The 17,254-nt window shown below is 71.6% G+C and carries 13 protein-coding genes and 1 pseudogene; 9 read left to right on the forward strand and 5 right to left on the reverse strand.

All coding sequences use genetic code 11. The features are described from left to right. Window positions 1-11 precede the first annotated feature (11 nt). Complete coding sequence (locus tag AB0E77_RS03465) at window positions 12-1,040, forward strand: S66 peptidase family protein (protein ID WP_361564859.1); 1,029 nt, start codon at window positions 12-14, stop codon at window positions 1,038-1,040. Here AB0E77_RS03465 and AB0E77_RS03470 read toward each other — a convergent pair whose 3' ends face one another. Then, complete coding sequence (locus tag AB0E77_RS03470) at window positions 1,041-1,271, reverse strand: hypothetical protein (RefSeq protein WP_361564861.1); 231 nt, start codon at window positions 1,269-1,271, stop codon at window positions 1,041-1,043. Window positions 1,272-1,825: 554 nt separating this feature from the next. Here AB0E77_RS03470 and AB0E77_RS03475 point away from each other — a divergent pair. Further along, window positions 1,826-2,347, forward strand: a pseudogene (locus AB0E77_RS03475) (serine/threonine-protein kinase); the annotation flags it as partial. Window positions 2,348-2,744: 397 nt separating this feature from the next. Here the strand turns inward: AB0E77_RS03475 and glnA are convergent. Then, window positions 2,745-4,106 carry a type I glutamate--ammonia ligase gene (glnA, locus tag AB0E77_RS03480; RefSeq protein ID WP_189228109.1) on the reverse strand — a complete coding sequence of 454 codons (1,362 nt, stop codon included), beginning with the start codon at window positions 4,104-4,106 and terminating at the stop codon, window positions 2,745-2,747. Window positions 4,107-4,415: 309 nt separating this feature from the next. On the opposite strand from glnA, the gene AB0E77_RS03485 reads away from it, so the two are divergent. Genes AB0E77_RS03485 through AB0E77_RS03495 form a run of 3 tightly spaced genes read left to right on the forward strand, consistent with a single transcriptional unit; the run spans window position 4,416 to window position 7,516 of the window. Continuing rightward, window positions 4,416-5,084: a DUF3105 domain-containing protein gene (locus AB0E77_RS03485; protein ID WP_361564864.1), complete on the forward strand. Its 669-nt coding sequence runs from the start codon at window positions 4,416-4,418 to the stop codon at window positions 5,082-5,084. After that, window positions 5,081-5,707: a DUF305 domain-containing protein gene (locus AB0E77_RS03490; protein ID WP_361564867.1), complete on the forward strand. Its 627-nt coding sequence runs from the start codon at window positions 5,081-5,083 to the stop codon at window positions 5,705-5,707. Before AB0E77_RS03485 ends, AB0E77_RS03490 begins: the two co-directional genes overlap by 4 nt. A 54-nt stretch (window positions 5,708-5,761) precedes the next feature. After that, window positions 5,762-7,516, forward strand: coding sequence for an NAD+ synthase (locus tag AB0E77_RS03495; RefSeq protein ID WP_361564870.1), 1,755 nt, complete (start codon window positions 5,762-5,764; stop codon window positions 7,514-7,516). 28 nt (window positions 7,517-7,544) lie between these two features. Here AB0E77_RS03495 and AB0E77_RS03500 read toward each other — a convergent pair whose 3' ends face one another. After that, the gene (locus AB0E77_RS03500; RefSeq protein WP_361565595.1) at window positions 7,545-7,988 is read right to left on the reverse strand and encodes a VOC family protein; all 444 of its coding nucleotides are present in this window, start codon (window positions 7,986-7,988) and stop codon (window positions 7,545-7,547) included. 192 nt (window positions 7,989-8,180) lie between these two features. Here AB0E77_RS03500 and AB0E77_RS03505 point away from each other — a divergent pair, with 192 nt between their 5' ends. Then, entirely contained in the window at window positions 8,181-11,183 is a 3,003-nt protein-coding gene (locus tag AB0E77_RS03505; protein ID WP_361564873.1) for a bifunctional [glutamine synthetase] adenylyltransferase/[glutamine synthetase]-adenylyl-L-tyrosine phosphorylase, read from the forward strand. Window positions 11,184-11,496: 313 nt separating this feature from the next. Here the strand turns inward: AB0E77_RS03505 and AB0E77_RS03510 are convergent, their stop codons facing one another. Both AB0E77_RS03510 and AB0E77_RS03515 read right to left on the reverse strand, forming a co-directional pair. Then, on the reverse strand, window positions 11,497-12,351 hold the full coding sequence (locus AB0E77_RS03510; protein WP_361564876.1) for a phosphatase PAP2 family protein: 855 nt from the start codon (window positions 12,349-12,351) through the stop codon (window positions 11,497-11,499). 93 nt (window positions 12,352-12,444) lie between these two features. After that, window positions 12,445-13,479 (reverse strand): LacI family DNA-binding transcriptional regulator, encoded by a 1,035-nt coding sequence (locus tag AB0E77_RS03515; protein ID WP_361564879.1) that lies wholly within the window; start codon window positions 13,477-13,479, stop codon window positions 12,445-12,447. 377 nt (window positions 13,480-13,856) lie between these two features. Between AB0E77_RS03515 and AB0E77_RS03520 the strand changes: the two genes are divergently transcribed. The 3 genes from AB0E77_RS03520 (at window position 13,857) to AB0E77_RS03530 (ending at window position 17,178) form a co-directional block, all read left to right on the forward strand. Beyond that, the gene (locus AB0E77_RS03520; RefSeq protein WP_361564882.1) at window positions 13,857-15,128 is read left to right on the forward strand and encodes an extracellular solute-binding protein; all 1,272 of its coding nucleotides are present in this window, start codon (window positions 13,857-13,859) and stop codon (window positions 15,126-15,128) included. A 117-nt stretch (window positions 15,129-15,245) separates the two neighbouring features. After that, the gene (locus AB0E77_RS03525) at window positions 15,246-16,250 is read left to right on the forward strand and encodes a sugar ABC transporter permease (RefSeq protein WP_361564884.1); all 1,005 of its coding nucleotides are present in this window, start codon (window positions 15,246-15,248) and stop codon (window positions 16,248-16,250) included. 13 nt (window positions 16,251-16,263) lie between these two features. Then, the gene (locus tag AB0E77_RS03530) at window positions 16,264-17,178 is read left to right on the forward strand and encodes a carbohydrate ABC transporter permease (RefSeq protein WP_361564887.1); all 915 of its coding nucleotides are present in this window, start codon (window positions 16,264-16,266) and stop codon (window positions 17,176-17,178) included. Window positions 17,179-17,254: the final 76 nt, after the last annotated feature.

Consider the following 17,254-nt stretch of genomic DNA (forward strand, 5'->3'; position numbering starts at 1 on the left):
GAATCCGGCGCATGTCAGTTCGATACCCGCGTCCTCTGCGTCCCGGAGACCGTGTCGCCGTCACCTCGCCGTCCAGCGGGGTCCCCGAGAAGCTCCGCGAGCGCCTGGAGGTGGCCGTACGGGACGTGCGGGCGCGTGGGTACGAGGTGGTCCTCGGGGAGTGCATGGACGGCTCGGGCCACGTCAGCGCCCCCGCCGCGGCGCGCGCGGAGGAGCTGACGGCGTTCCTCACCGATCCCGGCATCGGCGCGGTGGTGCCGCCGTGGGGCGGTGAGCTGGCGATCGACCTGCTGCCGCTGCTCGACTGGGACCGGCTGCGCGAGGCCGAGCCGACCTGGCTCGTGGGCTTCTCCGACCTGTCGACGCTCATGACCCCGCTGACGCTCCTCACGGGGACGGCGACCGTCCACGGCAACAACCTCATGGACACGCCCTACCGGTCCCCGGACGGGCTGGTCTCCTGGCTCGACATCGTCAGCGCGCCACCGGGGCACCGGTTCACGCAGACGCCGCCGGGCCGCCACCGGTCCACCGGCTGGGACGACTACGCGCTCCGGCCGGAGGTGCGGGACTACACGCTCGACGCCGCCGGCACATGGACGCGGCTGGACGGGGACGGGGATCTGGAGGTCGAGGGACGCCTCATCGGCGGCTGCGTCGAGACACTGTGCAACCTCACCGGCACCGGCTACCTCGATGTGCCGGCCTTCGCGCGCGCCGAGGCCCCGGACGGGCTGCTGGTGTACGTGGAGGCCGTCGGCGGCGACGCCTTCGCCATCTGCCGCAGCCTGCACGGCATGCGGCTGGCCGGTTTCTTCGACGCCGCCGCCGCGATCCTCGTCGGCCGGACCTCGGCGCCGGACGCCCCGTCACTGACCCAGCACGAGGCCGTGCTGGACGCGCTGGGCTCCTTGAACGTGCCGATCGTCGCGGACGTGGAATGCGGCCACGTCCCGCCCTACATGCCGATCGTCAACGGGGCGCACGGCCGCCTGGTCCACACCTCGACGCGGAGCGAACTCACCCAGACCCTGGTCTGATCAGACCATGGTCGTGTGGGCCTGGCCCTCGGCCGCCGCGCAGCCGAAGGGGGCCGAGACGCCGAGGCCGGTGGTGAGGGCGACGGGGCCGGCCTCCGCGTGGAGGCCGGCGGCGAAGCCGGCGTCGCTCGCGATGAGGGCCGTGCTCGCGGTGAGGCCGATGCCGCCGGACACCTGGTCCAGGGCGGCGTCGGAGAGCTCGGACGTGGTGACCTGGGGGACGGTCTTCATGGCAGGTCCGTTCCTTTCGTGGGGCATGCGTGGGGGGACTTCCGGCGCGGGGCGCCTGCGCATCGCGCACCGATCAAAGCACGGGGGGTGAACGCCCCACCATCTGCAAGCCGTTGAACGTCCCGCTGTCCGACGGCGCCGGATTCACCAGTGTGTGCATGCGGGCAGGGAAAGCGGCCGGATCTTCACCGGACCCCCCCCGGGCACGGAATCCTTCGGTGCCGTGGGGTGTGTGGTCCGCACGGTGGGTCGCCACGGGCTCCGCACGGGCACCGGCCGTGCGACCGAGCGATGAACGCTGTGGAGATTCACGGGATTTCCCGGACCGACGGGGACCGATACGAGGCCGGTGCGGGTCCGGCACGGAGCGGTCCGGGGCCGAGGCGCGGCCCACGGGGTGTGCCGCAGCAGACTCAAGAGGCCTTCGGGGCACCCGCGTTGTGCTATCGCGTGATCCGGGCCCAGGCTCGCACGCCGGGACGCGCGGGCCGTCGTCGGGCAGAGACTGGGGGAGTCGTGATCCGCTGCACCGTGTCCACCGAAGTGCTCGCGGGATGACGGGCCACAGGCCGGACCCGGGCGCCGGGACACCGGCGGAGATGGGCCCCTACCGGCTGGAGAGGCTGCTGGGTGAGGGCGGGATGGGGCGCGTCTACCTGGGGCGCACGCCCGCCGGAAGTGCCGTGGCCGTCAAGGTCGTTCACCGCGCGTACGCCGCGGACCCGGTGTTCCGCAAGCGGTTCGCGCTGGAGGCCGCGGCGGCCCGGCGCGTCCAGGGGCTGTACACCGTGCCCGTCGTCGGGGCGGACCTGGAGGCAGGGGAACCCTGGCTCGCCACGGCCTACGCCCCCGGGCCCTCCCTCCAGCACGCCGTCGGTGAACGGGGGCCGCTGCCCGCCGACGAGGTGCTCGCGCTGACGGCAAGGGTCGCCGAGGCGCTGGAGACCATCCACGCCGCCGGAGTGATCCACCGTGACCTGAAGCCCTCCAACATCGTCCTCACCGCCGACGGCCCCAAGGTCATCGACTTCGGCATCGCCCGCGCAGCGGACGTCACCGCCGTGACCGCCACCGGCGGACCGCACGGCGACGTCCGGCTGTGGGACGTGGCCACCGGCCGCCTGCGGGCCACCCTCGCCAACGACCGGGTGAAGGCCCGGGACCTGGTGTTCAGCCCCGACGGCCGGAGCCTCGCCGTCATCGCCGACGGCGGGGTGCTGCTGTGGAACCTGGCCGACCGCAGGCCGAGAGCCATCCTGTCCGACGACGACAGCGGGTACGGCGACGACGAGATCCAGGAGCTGGCCTTCAGCCCGGACGGACGGTTCCTCGCGGGCACCACCCTCGGGGGCGTCGACGAACCCGACGAGGATTCCGACGCCCCGGACGAGTACGGCCCCTCGCACGACCCCGGGGCGGTCCACGGCGTACGGCTCTGGAAGGTCCCGGAGAACACCGGCACCGGCACCGGCACTACAGCACCGGCAACGACTTCCTGAGCTCGAACGCCGTCACCTGCGACCGGTACTCCTCCCACTCCTGCCGCTTGTTGCGGAGGAAGAAGTCGAAGACGTGCTCGCCCAGGGTCTCGGCGACCAGGTCGCTGTGTTCCATCAGGGCGAGGGCCTCGCCCAGGTTCTGCGGGAGCGGCTCGATGCCCAGGGCGCGGCGCTCCGCGTTGGACAGGGCCCACACGTCGTCCTCGGCGCCCGGCGGGAGCTCGTAGCCCTCCTCGATGCCCTTGAGGCCGGCGGCCAGCAGGACCGCGTAGGTCAGGTACGGGTTGGCACCGGAGTCGATGGAGCGGACCTCGACGCGGGCCGAGCCCGTCTTGCCGGGCTTGTACATCGGGACGCGGACCAGCGCCGAGCGGTTGTTGTGGCCCCAGCAGATGTACGAGGGGGCCTCGCCGCCGGCGCCGGCGGTGCGCTCGGAGCCGCCCCAGATGCGCTTGTACGAGTTCACCCACTGGTTGGTGACCGCCGAGATCTCCGCCGCGTGCCGCAGCAGGCCCGCGATGAAGGAGCGGCCGACCTTGGAGAGCTGGTACTCCGCGCCCGACTCGTAGAAGGCGTTGCGGTCGCCCTCGAAGAGGGACAGGTGCGAGTGCATGCCCGAGCCCGGGTACTCCGAGAACGGCTTCGGCATGAAGGTGGCCTGGAGGCCCTGCTCGAGGGCCACCTGCTTCATGACCAGGCGGAACGTCATGATGTTGTCGGCCGTGGACAGCGCGTCGGCGTAGCGCAGGTCGATCTCCTGCTGGCCCGGCGCGCCCTCGTGGTGGGAGAACTCCACCGAGATGCCCATCGACTCCAGCATGGTGATGGCCTGGCGGCGGAAGTCCATGCCGATGTTCTGCGGCGTGTGGTCGAAGTAGCCGGAGTTGTCGGCGGGCGTGGGCACCGAGCCGTCGACCGGCTTGTCCTTCAGCAGGAAGAACTCGATCTCCGGGTGCGTGTAGAAGGTGAAGCCCAGGTCCGAGGTGCGGGCCAGGGCGCGCTTGAGCACGTACCGCGGGTCCGCGAAGGACGGCGAGCCGTCCGGCATGAGGATGTCGCAGAACATCCGGGCCGTGCCGGGCGCCTCCGCGCGCCAGGGCAGGATCTGGAAGGTCGACGGGTCCGGCTTGGCGATCATGTCGGACTCGTAGACCCGGGCGAAGCCCTCGATCGCGGAGCCGTCGAAGCCGATGCCCTCGTCGAAGGCCTGCTCCAGCTCGGCCGGGGCCACGGCCACGGACTTGAGGAAGCCCAGCACGTCCGTGAACCACAGGCGTACGAACCGGATGTCGCGCTCCTCGAGCGTCCGGATCACGAACTCCTGCTGCTTGTCCATCTTCCGCTTCCCCATCCTTGCTGGTCAGGCCGCCTGTCTCCGGTACGGCGGAAGGCGGTCGGGCACCTGAGCATCACACCACAGCACCGTTTCGTACGCGTTGCGGACCGTGACCGGCCGGCCGGCCCCGGCCTGAACGCGGTCGGACCGTGTGGAGCGCTCACCCGCAGCGTAGAGGCCGCGTGTTCGATCGGGCCATTCCTGAGGGCCCCTGGCGTCAGATCATGTGGCCACCCTACGAAATACCCCTGCCGCACCATTACGATCAGCGCACTCACCGCCCCCCTCCTCCCCAGAAGGGCACACCCCATGGGTTCCGCCAACAAGAGCAGCAACTCGGCGCGGCAGGCGCGCATAGCGGAGATGCGACGCGCCGAGGAGGCCCGCGACCGCCGGAACCGGATCCTCACGATCGGGATCAGCGCCGTGGTCGTCGTCGGTCTCGTCGTCGGCGGCGTGGTCCTCGTGCGCTCGCAGTCCGGCGACTCCGACGACACGGCCGCCACCGACGCCAAGACCTCCGGCAAGTTCGTCGCCGGCGCCGACGGTGTGCAGACCTGGAAGGGCACGCTGTCCCGCAACCACGTCACCGAGAAGGTGACGTACCCGGTCGAGCCCCCGGTCGGCGGCGATCACAACCAGGTCTGGATGAACTGCGACGGCGACGTCTACACCGAGCCGCTGAACAACGAGAACGCCGTGCACTCGCTGGAGCACGGCGCGGTCTGGGTGACGTACAACGACAAGGCCCCGAAGGCCGACGTCGAGGCGCTGGCGGCGAAGGTGAAGAAGACGCCGTACTCGCTGATGAGCCCCGACGACAAGCAGAAGGACCCGATCGTGCTGTCGGCCTGGGGCCACCAGCGCACCGTGACCGGCGCGAGCGACCCGAACGTGGACAAGTTCTTCGAGAAGTTCGTCCAGGGCGAGCAGACGCCCGAGCCGGGCGCCGCCTGCACCAACGGACTGTCGCAGTGACCTCCCGGCGGGCGCGCTGGATCGCGGGACCGGCCGCGGCGGTGCTCGTCGCGGCCGGGGCCATCACCTACGCGGTCGCCGGCGACGACGGCGAGGCCGGCACCCCGGCCGCGGACTCGGCGGACGCCGGGTTCGCACGGGACATGGCGGTCCACCACCAGCAGGCCGTCGAGATGTCGTACATCGTGCGCGACCGCACCGACGACGAGGAGGTGCGGCGCCTCGCCTACGACATCGCCCAGACCCAGGCCAACCAGCGGGGCATGCTGATCGGCTGGCTCGACCTGTGGGCGCTGCCGAAGGTGTCGTCCGACCCGCCCATGACCTGGATGGGCATGGGTGACATGCCGTCGGCGGGGGAGGGCTCGCTGATGCCCGGGATGGCCACCGACGCCGAGATGAAGAAGCTCGCCGGGCTGAACGGCAGAGAGGCCGAGGTCTACTACCTCCAGCTGATGACCGAGCACCACAAGGGCGGCGTCCACATGGCCGAGGGCTGCGCCGAGCGGTGCACGGTCACGGCGGAGAAGCGGCTGGCCCAGGGGATGGTGGAGTCGCAGGAGTCGGAGATCCGGCTGATGGCGGACCTGCTGGCGGAGCGCGGGGCGAAGCCGAAGGCGTGAAGCCGACGGCACGAAGACCCCCCATAGCGTCGGTCTGACGATTACACTGGCCGCGTGCCTCAGCTACGCATCGCCCTGAACCAGATCGACGCGACCGTCGGCGACATCGGCGCCAACGCGGAGTCGGTCGTCCGCTGGACCCGGCACTCCGCCGAGCAGGGGGCCCACCTCGTGGCCTTCCCGGAGATGGTGCTGACCGGGTATCCCGTCGAGGACCTGGCCCTCAGGTCGTCCTTCGTCGAGGCCTCCCGCGCCGGCCTGCGCTCCCTCGCCGGCCGCCTCGCCGACGAGGGCCTCGGCGGCCTGCCCGTGGTCGTCGGCTACCTCGACCGCTCGGCGACCGCCCGGCCCAAGTACGGCCAGCCGGCCGGCGCCCCGCAGAACGCGGCGGCCGTGCTGCACGGCGGCCAGGTGGTGCTGAGCTTCGCCAAGCACCACCTGCCGAACTACGGCGTCTTCGACGAGTTCCGCTACTTCGTCCCCGGCGACACCCTGCCCGTGGTGCGGGTGCACGGCATCGACGTCGCCCTCGCCATCTGCGAGGACCTGTGGCAGGACGGCGGCCGCGTGCCCGCCGCCCGCTCGGCCCGCGCCGGACTGCTGCTCTCCGTCAACGCCTCGCCCTACGAGCGCGACAAGGACGACACCCGGCTGGAACTGGTGCGGGGGCGCGCCCAGGAGGCCGGCTGCACCACCGCCTACCTCGCCATGACCGGCGGCCAGGACGAGCTGGTCTTCGACGGCGACTCCATCGTGGTCGGCGCCGACGGCGAGGTCGTGGCACGGGCACCCCAGTTCTCCGAGTGCTGCGTCGTGCTCGACCTCGACCTGCCGGCCGCCGCCCCCGACGCGCCGGACGGCGTGGTGGACGACGGACTGCGCATCGACCGCGTCGTCCTGTCCGAGGAGCCCGTCCCGGCCTACGAGCCCGAACCGGCGGGCGGCTGTGCCGAGCGGCTGGACGACGACGAGGAGGTCTACTCGGCCCTCGTCACCGGCCTGCGCGCCTATGTCACGAAGAACGGCTTCCGCTCGGTGCTGATCGGCCTGTCCGGCGGCATCGACTCCTCGCTGGTCGCCGCCATCGCCTGCGACGCCGTCGGCGCGGAGAACGTGTACGGCGTGTCGATGCCGTCCAAGTACTCCTCCGAGCACTCCAAGGACGACGCGGCGGACCTGGCCCGCCGCACCGGCCTGAACCACCGCACCGTGGCGATCGGGCCGATGTTCGACGCGTACATGGGCGCGCTCGGCCTGACCGGAGTCGCGGAGGAGAACCTCCAGTCCCGTCTGCGCGGCACGACGCTGATGGCGATCTCGAACCAGGAGGGCCACCTCGTCCTGGCACCCGGCAACAAGTCGGAGCTGGCGGTCGGCTACTCGACCCTGTACGGCGACTCCGTGGGCGCCTACGGCCCGATCAAGGACGTGTACAAGTCCTCCGTCTTCCGTCTCGCCGAATGGCGCAACCGCGCCGCCGAGGCCCGCGGCCGGACCCCGCCGATCCCGCGGAACTCGATCACCAAGCCCCCGAGCGCCGAACTGCGCCCCGGGCAGGTCGACACCGACTCCCTGCCGGACTACCCGGTCCTGGACGCGATCCTCGAGCTGTACGTCGACCGGGACCGGGGCGCGGACGAGATCGTCGCCGCCGGATACGACCGGGAACTGGTGGTGAAGACGCTGCGCATGGTCGACACCGCCGAGTACAAGCGGCGCCAGTACCCGCCGGGCACCAAGATCTCGGCGAAGGGCTTCGGCAAGGACCGCCGGCTGCCGGTCACCAACCGCTGGCGCGAGCAGGGCTGACGGATCCGCCCGGACGGCGCCGCCCCGGCTACCGCTGCCGCTTCAGGTCCGCCAGCACCCGGTGCAGCGGCTCCGTCCGCCGCCTCCGGTACTCCTGGACCGACCAGCCGTTGCCGTCCGGGTCCGTGAAGTACATGAAGGTGGCCCCGTCGTCCGGCGCGTACCGCACCGGCTCGGAGACCTCCAGGCCCCGCCCCACCAGCTCCGCGTGGGCCGCCTCGATGTCGGCGACGCACAGCTGGAGCCCCTGGTAGGAACCGGGAGCGGGCGTCGGGCCCGGGGACATCTCCCAGATGCTGTCGCCGAGGGCGACCGAGCAGCCGGAGCCCGGGGGCGTCAGCTGGACGATCCGCATCCCCGGCATCACCTCCTGGTCGATGTCGACGTGGAAACCGACCTTGTCCCGGTAGAAGTCCCGGGCGCGGTCGATGTCCGTCACGGGCAGCGGGATCACTTCGAGGGTGAAGTCCATGCCCTCACCGAAGCCGATGACGGCGGGTCGCGCCACCGAAAGGGCGGATCCCGGCGCACGGCGGCGCCCGGATCGCGGACGCCACCGCCCGCACCTGCGCCTCCCCGCCGCTCCCCGGTTACGCTCAGGCCGTACGACCTTGATCCGACGGGTCCGGTCCCACCGGCCCCGCAGGTCCGACAGGAGGCCGAGATGACGGCGCCGGGGCGCAGGAGCAGTACCTTCACGCGACTGCTGCGGCACGGCTTCACCGATCCCTCGGCCGCCGAGCGGCTGCTGGACGGCCTGGAGCTGGCCCCGGTCCGCGACGACCCGGTCCTGCTGGAGGCGCTCGGCGCCACCGCCGACCCGGACCTCGCCCTGCACGGCCTGGTCCGCCTCCTGGAGGCCCAGCCCGACCCCGTCGCGCGCCAGGAACTGCTCGACACCCTGATAGCGGCCAAGCCGCTGCGCGACCGTCTCCTCGGGGTGCTCGGCGCCTCCGAGGCGCTCGCCGACCACCTCGCCCGGCACGCCGGGGACTGGCAGGCGCTCGTCACGTACGAGCCGCGCGACCTGCACCGGGGGGTGGAGGAGTTCGAGAGCGGCCTCGCCGCGGCCACCGACCCCGTCTCCCTGCGCGTCGCCTACCGGCGCTGCCTGCTGTCCATCGCCGCCCGCGACGTGTGCGGCACCATCGACGTCGCCGAGACCGCCGCCGAGCTCGCCGACCTCGCCACCGCCACCCTGCGCGCCGCCCTCCGGCTCGCCGAGGAGTCCGCGCCCGAGGACGCCGCGCGGTGCCGGCTGGCGGTGATCGCGATGGGCAAGTGCGGCGGACACGAGCTGAACTACGTCTCCGACGTCGACGTCATCTTCGTCGGGGAGGCCGCGGAAGGCGTCGGGGACACCGACGAGACCAAGGCGCTGCGGGCCGCGACCTCCCTCGCCTCGCACATGATGCGGATCTGCTCCGAGACCACCGTCGAGGGCACCATCTGGCCCGTCGACGCCAACCTGCGCCCCGAGGGCCGCAACGGCCCCCTGGTGCGCACCCTCAGCAGCCACGTCGCCTACTACCAGCGCTGGGCCAAGACCTGGGAGTTCCAGGCGCTGCTCAAGGCCCGCCCGGTCGCCGGCGACCCCGGCCTCGGCGCCGAGTACGTCGCCGCCCTCCAGCCGCTCGTGTGGCAGGCCGCCGAACGCGAGAACTTCGTCGCCGACGTGCAGAAGATGCGCCGACGGGTGGTGGAGAACATCCCCGTCGCCGAGGTCGACCGCCAGCTCAAGCTGGGGCCGGGCGGTCTGCGCGACGTCGAGTTCGCCGTGCAGCTCCTCCAGCTCGTGCACGGCCGGGCCGACACCTCGCTGCGCAGCGGCACGACGCTGGACGCGCTGAAGGCCCTCGCCGCGGGAGGCTACGTCGGCCGCACGGACGCCGCCCAGCTCGACGAGGCGTACCGCTTCCTGCGCTCCATGGAGCACCGCATCCAGCTCCACCGGCTGCGGCGCACCCACCTCGTGCCCGAGGACGACGCCGACCTGCGGCGCCTCGGCCGCTCCCTCGGCCTGCGCAACGACCCGGTCAGCGGGCTGCTGCGGGACTGGAAGCGGCACGCCGCCGTCGTCCGCCGGCTGCACGAGAAGCTGTTCTACCGGCCGCTGCTCGACGCCGTCGCCCAGCTGGCGCCGGGGGAGACCCGGCTGCGCCCCGACGCGGCCCGCGAACGGCTCGTCGCCCTCGGCTACGCCGACCCGGGCGCCGCCCTGCGCCACCTGGAGGCGCTGGCCTCCGGCGTCACCCGCAAGGCCGCGATCCAGCGGACCCTGCTGCCGGTGCTGCTGGGCTGGTTCGCCGACTCCGCCGACCCGGACACCGGCCTGCTCAACTTCCGCAAGGTCTCCGACGCCCTCGGCAACACCCCCTGGTACCTGCGGCTGCTGCGCGACGAGGGCGCGGCCGCCGAGAACCTCGCCCGGGTGCTGTCCGCGGGACGGCTCGCGCCGGACCTGCTGATGCGGGCCCCCGAGGCGGTGGCGCTCCTCGGCGACGGCGACGCCGGGGGACTGGCGCCGCGCGGGCGGGCCCAGCTGGAGCAGGAGATCCTCGCCGCGGTACGCCGCGCCGACGGCGCCGTCCAGGCGGTCACCGCGGCGCGCGGGGTACGCCGCCGCGAGCTGTTCCGCACCGCCGCCGCCGACATCGTCGGCTCCTACGGCACCGAGGCGCAGCCCGTCGAGGCCGACCAGGGCGCCCTGGTGGACCGGGTCGGCGCCGCCGTGTCGGACCTGACGGCGGCGACGCTGGCGGGCACCCTGCGGGCCGTGGTGCGCGAGGGCTGGGGCGACACCCTGCCCACCCGTTTCGCGATCATCGGCATGGGCCGCTTCGGCGGGCACGAGCTGGGCTACGGCTCGGACGCCGACGTCCTGTTCGTGCACGAGCCCCGGGACGGGGTCGGCGAACGGGAGGCCGCGGACGCCGCGAACAAGGTGGTCGCCGAGATGCGCCGCCTGCTCCAGGTGCCCAGCGCCGACCCGCCCCTGATCGTCGACGCCGACCTGCGGCCGGAGGGCAAGTCGGGCCCGCTGGTGCGCACGCTCAGGTCGTACGAGGCCTACTACCGGCGCTGGTCACTGACGTGGGAGTCGCACGCCCTGCTGCGGGCCGAGTTCGTCGCCGGCGACGGGGACCTGGGACGGCGCTTCACCGAACTGGTCGATCCGCTGCGGTACCCGGCGCAGGGGCTCACCGAGGAGGCCGTGCGGGAGATCCGGCGGCTCAAGGCCCGCATGGAGTCCGAGCGGCTGCCGCGCGGCGCCGACCCCAAGCTGCACGCGAAACTGGGGCCGGGCGGGCTGTCCGACGTGGAGTGGACCGTGCAGCTGACGCAGCTCCGGCACGCCCACGCGGAACCGGGCCTGCGCACCACCAGGACCCGCGAGGCCCTGGCGGCGGCGTCGGAGGCGGGGCTCATCTCCGCGGAGAACGCCGCGACGCTGGACGAGGCGTGGGTCCTGGCGACCCGGGTGCGCAACGCGGTGATGCTGGTCCGCGGCCGGGCCGGCGACACCTTCCCGACCGACCCCCGCGAACTGGCGGCAGTGGGCCGCTACCTGGGCTACGGCCCCGGCCACGCGGGCGACATGCTGGACGCCTACCGCCGCACAGCCCGCAGAGCCCGCACGGTGGTGGAGGACCTGTTCTACGAGTAGCCCCACAGACCGCCGCCCGCGCCGCACAACCCCGCACCGCCGCCGCAGCAGCCGCGGACCCACCGCGCCGCCGTCGCCTCCGTAGCCGCGGACCGCCGCGCCGACCCCGCCGTAGCTGCGGGCAGTGGTGCCTCTCCCAGTGCCTGAACGGCCTGGGAGGTACCCCCAGGGGCGATGGGGGTCCCCCCGCTCATGGGGGAGCAGCCGAGCGTGAGGGAGGCACCCCGCTACGCCGGGCTGCGCACCCACCCGCCCCGCGACGGCGTCCCGCACCCCCGCCACGCCGGGCCACACGACCCACTCCGCCCCCGCGTCAGCGCCCCGCACCCACCAACCGCCCCCCACCCCCAGGCACCCGCCGGGGCAACGCATGCGGCAACCTCCCGTACCACACCCGAGCCACCCCGTAACCGAAGCCCAGACACAGCAACCCCCCCACCGCGTCCAGCCAGAAGTGGTTCGCCGTGGCCACGATCACCACCAGCGTCAGCAGCGGATACACCAGCCCCAGCACCCGCACCCACGGCACCGAAGCCAACGCGAAGATCGTCAGCCCGCACCACACCGACCACCCGATGTGCATCGACGGCATCGCGGCGTACTGGTTCGACATGTTCTTCAGGTCCCCGGAGGCCATCGACCCCCACGTCTGGTGGACCATCACCGTGTCGATGAAATGCCCCCCGTTCATCAACCGGGGCGGCGCGAGCGGATACAGGTAGTAACCGAGCAGGGCCACGGCCGTCGTCGCGAACAGCACCAGACGGGTCGCCGCGTACCGCCCCGGATGCCGGCGGAACAGCCACACCAGCACACCCAGCGTCACCACGAAGTGCAATGTGGCGTAGTAGTAGTTCATGCCGACGACCAGCCAAGTCACCGAGTCGACGGCATGATTGACCGACCGTTCCACGGCGATCCCGAGCTGCTGCTCCACCCGCCAGATCCAGTCGGCGTTGCGCAGCGCCTGCCCCCGCCGCTCCGGTACGGCGTTGCGGACGAGCGAGTACGTCCAGTAGCTGAGCGCGATCAGCAGGATCTCGAACCACAGGCGGGGCCTGCGCGGCCTGCGCAGGCGGCGCACGAGCCCCCGCCCCGTCTCCTCCGAGGCGGGGTGCGGAACGCCCTCTTCCAGGCGTTCCGGAGTCGTCACGCTCACGTCACCCATAGGCATGAAGTCTGCCAGAAAAGCCCTCTCCCACCGATCATCCCCCTGCCGGGCGCGACCCGCACCCGCGGCCCGGCGAGGGGCCGGAAAAGGTCAGGCGCGGTGCCGCTCACCGGGCGCCGAGGCCGTGGAACCGCGCACCACCAGCTCCGGCATGAACACGAACTCGCTGTGCGGCGCGGGCGTCCCGCCGATCTCCTCGAGCAGCGTGCGCACCGCCGCCTGACCCATCGCGGGGACCGGCTTGCGGACGGTCGTCAGCGGCGGGTCGGTGAAGGCGATCAGCGGCGAGTCGTCGAAGCCGACGACCGAGACGTCCTTCGGCACGTCCAGTCCGCGCTGCCGGGCCGCCCGTATCGCGCCCAGCGCCATCATGTCGCTGGCGCAGACCACCGCCGTGCAGTCCCGGTCGATGAGCGCGGAGGCCGCCGCCTGGCCGCCCTCCAGGGTGTAGAGCGAGTGCTGGACGAGCTCCGTCTCCACGGTCCGCGCGTCGAGGTCCAGTTGCTCCTGCACGGTGCGGACGAAGCCCTCGATCTTGCGCTGCACCGGCACGAACCGCTTCGGGCCGAGGGCCAGCCCGATCCGGGTGTGGCCCAGGGAGACGAGGTGGGTGACCGCGAGGCTCATCGCGGCGCGGTCGTCGGGGGAGATGAACGGCGCCTGCACCTTCGGTGAGAAGCCGTCGACCAGGACGAAGGGCACGCCCTGCGCGCGCAGCCGCTCGTAGCGCTCCATGTCGGCGGTGGTGTCGGCGTGCAGTCCGGAGACGTAGATGATGCCGGCGACCCCCCGGTCGACCAGCATCTCCGTCAGCTCGTCCTCCGTGGAGCCGCCCGGGGTCTGGGTGGCGAGGACCGGCGTGTAGCCCTGGCGGGTCAGCGCTTGGCCGATGACCTGGGCCAGGGCCGGGAATATCGGGTTCTCCAGCTCCGGCGTGATCAGACCCACCAGGCCCTCGCTGCGCTGCCGCAGCCGCACGGGACGCTCGTAACCGAGGACGTCGAGGGCGGCGAGGACGGACTGCCGGGTCGTGGCGGCGACGCCGGGCTTCCCGTTGAGGACACGGCTGACCGTCGCTTCGCTCACGCCCGCCTGGGCGGCGATGTCGGCAAGCCGTGTGGTCACAGGGGTGGACTGTACCTGTCGCAGGGCGCGTTGCACACCGACCGGGCGCCGTGCGCGGCCTGTTGGTCGGCCGGGTGCGGGCTGCTGCGTCATCGCGCTCCCTCGAGAAAGTGGCGGCAAGAGCTTGCAGAGTCTTGCACAACCGGCCCGATACCGCTCGTGCCCTGTAAACAAGCGTCTCGCGATGGTCGCCGAGAGGTCACGCCCGGATAACTTCGGAGATGTCTTGCACTTTTTTGCAGCAAGACCTTTCGCCGCGCTTACATCGCTGTTACGTTCACGTCGCCCGACGGCAGCAACGGCGCGTCGGTGTCGGCAGGAGCGGCGGACGGGCCCGCACCCTGCACCACACGGGCTTTCACCCTCAAGGAGAACTCATGCGGCGTGGCATAGCGGCCACCGCTCTGGTGGCGTCCCTCGCCCTCGCGGCGACGGCGTGCGGCGGGGACGGCGACAGCGACAGCGAGTCCGGCGGACCGGTCACCATCACTTACTGGGACACCTCCAACGCGACCAACGAGGCGCCGACCTACAAGGCCCTGGTCAAGGAGTTCGAGGCCGCCAACAAGGGCATCAAGGTCAACTTCGTCAACGTGCCCTTCGACCAGGCGCAGAACAAGTTCGACACCGCCGCCGGCTCCAAGGGCGCCCCGGACGTGCTGCGCTCCGAGGTCGGCTGGACCCCCGCCTTCGCCAAGAAGGGCTTCTTCCTGCCGCTGGACGGCACCGAGGCCCTCGCCGACCAGGCCGAGTTCCAGCCCAACCTGATCGAGCAGGCCAAGTACGAGGGCAAGACCTACGGCGTGCCGCTGGTCACCGACACCCTCGCCTTCGTCTACAACAAGGAACTGTTCAAGAAGGCCGGCGTCGAGGCCCCCAAGACCTGGGACGACCTGAAGAAGGCCGCCGCCACCATCAAGGACAAGACCGGCGTCGACGGCTACTGGGCCTCCACCGCCGGTTACTACGCGCAGCCGTTCCTCTACGGCGAGGGCACCGACACGGTCGACGCCGACGCCAAGAAGGTCACCGTCAACTCACCCGAGGCGAAGAAGGCCTACGGCACCTGGCTGAGCCTGTTCGACGGCAAGGGCCTGCACAAGGCCGACACCACGGCCGACGCCTACGCCCACATCCAGGAGGCGTTCGTCAGCGGCATGGTCGCCTCGATCATCCAGGGCCCGTGGGAGATCACCAACTTCTACAAGGGCTCGGCCTTCAAGGACAAGAACAACCTCGGCATCGCCACCGTCCCGGCCGGCTCCACCGGCAAGGCGGGCGCCCCGACCGGCGGCCACAACCTGTCGGTCTACGCCGGCTCGGACAAGGCCCACCAGGAAGCGGCGCTCAAGCTCGTCAAGTTCATGACCTCGGCGAAGTCCCAGGAGACCATCGCCCTGAAGAACTCGACGCTGCCGACCCGCGACGACGCCTACACCGCCCAGGTCAAGGCCGACCCGGGCATCGCCGGCTACCAGACGGTCCTGCCCGCCGCCCAGCCGCGCCCCGCGCTGCCGGAGTACGGCTCCCTGTGGACCCCGCTGGACGACGAACTGCCGCAGATCGCCGGCGGCAAGAAGTCCCTGGACGACGGCCTGGGCGACGCCGAGACCGCGATCGCCAAGCTGGTGCCGGACTTCTCCAAGTAGTCCGCGCGGCCGCCGGGTCCCCCGTGGGGGGAGGGGACCCGGCGGCCGGCGGCCTGTGCGCCGCACCCAGGACCTTGTCCGCCCCGCCCCGCCCGATGCTCCCGAAGGTGTCGAACCATGACAGTCACCATCGACCGCGCGACCGGCAAGCGCCGCGGTGACCGCACGCCGCGGCCCGGCCTCGGCCGGCGTCTGAAAGACGGATACCAGAAGCACTGGTACGCCTACGCCATGATCGCGCCGGTGGCCGTCGTGATCGGCGTCCTCGTGCTCTACCCCCTCGGGTACGGCCTCTACCTCACCCTCACCGACGCCAACAGCCTCAACACCGCGCGCACGATCGGCGTCAACGAGATCGAGGCCACCTACAAGTTCGTCGGCCTGGACAACTACGCCGACATCCTGTGGGGCCCGACGGCGTACGACCGCTTCTGGTCGCACTTCATCTGGACCATCGTGTGGACGGCGGTCTGCGTCGGCCTGCACTTCTTCATCGGTCTCGGCCTCGCGCTGCTGCTCAACCAGAACCTGCGCGGCCGGACCCTCTACCGGCTGCTGCTGGTCCTGCCCTGGGCCGTGCCCACCTTCGTCACCGTCTTCGGCTGGCGCTTCATGCTCGCCGACGCGGGCATCGTCAACTCCGCCCTGGACTGGCTGCACCTGCCGACGCCCGCCTGGCTGGAGGACACCTTCTGGCAGCGGTTCTCCGCGGTCATGGTCAACACCTGGTGCGGTGTGCCGTTCATGATGGTCTCGCTCCTCGGCGGACTGCAGTCCATCGACAAGAGCCTGTACGAGGCCGCCGAGATGGACGGCGCGAACGCATGGCAGCGCTTCCGCTTCGTCACCCTGCCCGGGCTGCGCTCCGTCAGCTCCACCGTCGTGCTGCTCGGCATCATCTGGACCTTCAACCAGTTCGCCGTGATCTTCCTGCTGTTCGGCAACACCGCCCCCGACGCGCAGATCCTCGTCACCTGGGCCTACCAGCTCGGCTTCGGACAGCAGCCGCGCGACTTCGCGCAGTCCGCGGCCTACGGCATGCTGCTGCTGGCCATCCTGATCGTCTTCACCTCCTTCTACCGCCGCTGGCTGAACCGCAATGAGCAGCAGCTCGCGATCTGAGGCAGGAGCCACCATGAGCACTACGACCGTCCCGGCCTCCGCTCCGGCCGAGCAGGCCGGCTCCGCGCCCGCCGCCCCGCCGCGCAAGGTGCGCTCACGAGGCGAACGCAGCCGCGGCGCCTCCCTCGCCTCCCACGGCATCCTGACCGTCGCGAGCCTCATCGCGCTCTTCCCGGTCGCCTGGCTGGTCTACCTGTCCCTCGGCCCGGACAAGGACGACTATCTGCACCCCGGCGGCATCTGGTCGAAGATGACCTTCGACAACTACGCCTTCGTGCTCCAGCACACGAACTTCTTCGACTGGCTGAAGAGTTCGCTGATCGTCTCGCTGGGCACCACGGTCATCGGCGTCATGGTCGCCGCCACCACCGGATACGCCGTGTCCCGGATGCGCTTCCCCGGCTACCGGAAGCTGATGTGGGTGCTGCTGGTCACCCAGATGTTCCCGATCGCCGTACTGATCGTGCCGATGTACCAGATCCTGTCCGACCTCCAGCTCGTCGACAGCTACCTCGGCCTGGTCCTCGTCTACTGCTCCACCGCGGTGCCGTACTGCGCGTGGCTGCTCAAGGGCTACTTCGACACCATCCCGTTCGAGATCGACGAGGCCGGGCGCGTCGACGGGCTGACCCCGTTCGGCACCTTCTTCCGGCTGATCCTGCCGCTGGCCCGGCCGGGCCTGGCGGTCGCCGGCTTCTACAGCTTCATCACCGCCTTCGGCGAGGTCGCCTTCGCCTCGACGTTCATGCTGAGCGACACGAAGTACACCTTCGCGGTCGGCCTGCAGAGCTTCATCAGCGAGCACGACGCGCAGCGCCACCTGATGGCCGCCACCGCCGTCCTCGTCGCGATACCCGTCTCCGCGTTCTTCTACCTGGTGCAGAAGAACCTGGTGGCCGGCCTCACCGCCGGCGGCACGAAGGGCTGACGCCCGACGGGAGAAACGTCCGGCCGCGGTGCCCATCCGACCCCGCTGCACCGCGGCCGGCCGCCTCCCCCTCCCC

Source organism: Streptomyces sp. NPDC032940, assembly GCF_040636935.1.
Taxonomy (GTDB): Bacteria; Actinomycetota; Actinomycetes; order Streptomycetales; family Streptomycetaceae; genus Streptomyces.